Origin of the sequence: Streptomyces sp. YIM 130001, from assembly GCF_003574445.1 — a bacterium.
Taxonomy (GTDB): Bacteria; Actinomycetota; Actinomycetes; order Streptomycetales; family Streptomycetaceae; genus Streptomyces.
This window is the reverse complement of sequence record NZ_KZ984589.1, coordinates 5,148-6,996: the sequence shown is the minus strand read 5'-3', so window position 1 is coordinate 6,996 and position 1,849 is coordinate 5,148. Positions and strand designations below refer to the sequence as shown.

The window sequence follows — 1,849 nt, the reverse complement described above, 5'->3', positions numbered from 1 at the left end:
AACACAGTGGACGCGAGCAACTGAGGACAAGCCCTCGGCCTATTAGTACCAGTCAACTCCACCCGTTACCAGGCTTCCATATCTGGCCTATCAACCCAGTCGTCTACTGGGAGCCTTAACCCCTCAAAGGGGGAGGGAGTCCTCATCTCGAAGCAGGCTTCCCGCTTAGATGCTTTCAGCGGTTATCCTTTCCGAACGTAGCCAACCAGCCATGCCCTTGGCAGGACAACTGGCACACCAGAGGTTCGTCCGTCCCGGTCCTCTCGTACTAGGGACAGCCCTTCTCAAGACTCCTACGCGCACAGCGGATAGGGACCGAACTGTCTCACGACGTTCTAAACCCAGCTCGCGTACCGCTTTAATGGGCGAACAGCCCAACCCTTGGGACCGACTCCAGCCCCAGGATGCGACGAGCCGACATCGAGGTGCCAAACCATCCCGTCGATATGGACTCTTGGGGAAGATCAGCCTGTTATCCCCGGGGTACCTTTTATCCGTTGAGCGACGGCGCTTCCACAAGCCACCGCCGGATCACTAGTCCCGACTTTCGTCCCTGCTCGACCCGTCGGTCTCACAGTCAAGCTCCCTTGTGCACTTACACTCAACACCTGATTACCAACCAGGCTGAGGGAACCTTTGGGCGCCTCCGTTACTCTTTAGGAGGCAACCGCCCCAGTTAAACTACCCATCAGACACTGTCCCTGATCCGGATCACGGACCCAGGTTAGACATCCAGCACGACCAGAGTGGTATTTCAACGTTGACTCCACAACCACTGGCGTGGCCGCTTCAAAGTCTCCCACCTATCCTACACAAGCCGAACCGAACACCAATATCAAACTGTAGTAAAGGTCCCGGGGTCTTTCCGTCCTGCTGCGCGAAACGAGCATCTTTACTCGTAGTGCAATTTCACCGGGCCTATGGTTGAGACAGTCGAGAAGTCGTTACGCCATTCGTGCAGGTCGGAACTTACCCGACAAGGAATTTCGCTACCTTAGGATGGTTATAGTTACCACCGCCGTTTACTGGCGCTTAAGTTCTCAGCTTCGCCCAGACGAATCTGAGCTAACCGGTCCCCTTAACGTTCCAGCACCGGGCAGGCGTCAGTCCGTATACATCGCCTTACGGCTTCGCACGGACCTGTGTTTTTAGTAAACAGTCGCTTCTCGCTGGTCTCTGCGGCCACCCCCAGCTCACCGAGTAAATCGGATCACCAGAAATGGCCCCCCTTCTCCCGAAGTTACGGGGGCATTTTGCCGAGTTCCTTAACCATAGTTCACCCGAACGCCTCGGTATTCTCTACCTGACCACCTGAGTCGGTTTAGGGTACGGGCCGCCATGAAACTCGCTAGAGGCTTTTCTCGACAGCATAGGATCATCCACTTCACCACAATCGGCTCGGCATCAGGTCTCACCCACAAGTACGACGGATTTACCTACCGCACGGGCTACACCCTTACCCCGGGACAACCACCGCCCGGGCTGGACTACCTTCCTGCGTCACCCCATCACTCACCTACTACAAGTCTGGTCCGTCGGCTCCACCACTCCCACCCACAGCAAAGCTGGAGGCAGGCGGCTTCACGGACTTAGCATCGCCTGATTCAATGTTTGGCGCTTCAAAGCGGGTACCGGAATATCAACCGGTTGTCCATCGACTACGCCTGTCGGCCTCGCCTTAGGTCCCGACTTACCCTGGGCAGATCAGCTTGACCCAGGAACCCTTAGTCAATCGGCGCACACGTTTCTCACGTGTGTATCGCTACTCATGCCTGCATTCTCACTCGTGAACCGTCCACAACTCGCTTACGCGGCTGCTTCACCCGGCACACGACGCTCCCCTACCCAA

General features: G+C 56.5%; 1 rRNA gene (running past one end of the window). It reads right to left on the bottom strand.

Going from position 1 to position 1,849, the window contains the following annotated elements:
- Positions 1-22: 22 nt before the first annotated feature.
- A 23S ribosomal RNA gene (locus DSC45_RS35495) occupies positions 23-1,849 on the bottom strand (it continues 2,521 nt past the right edge of the window).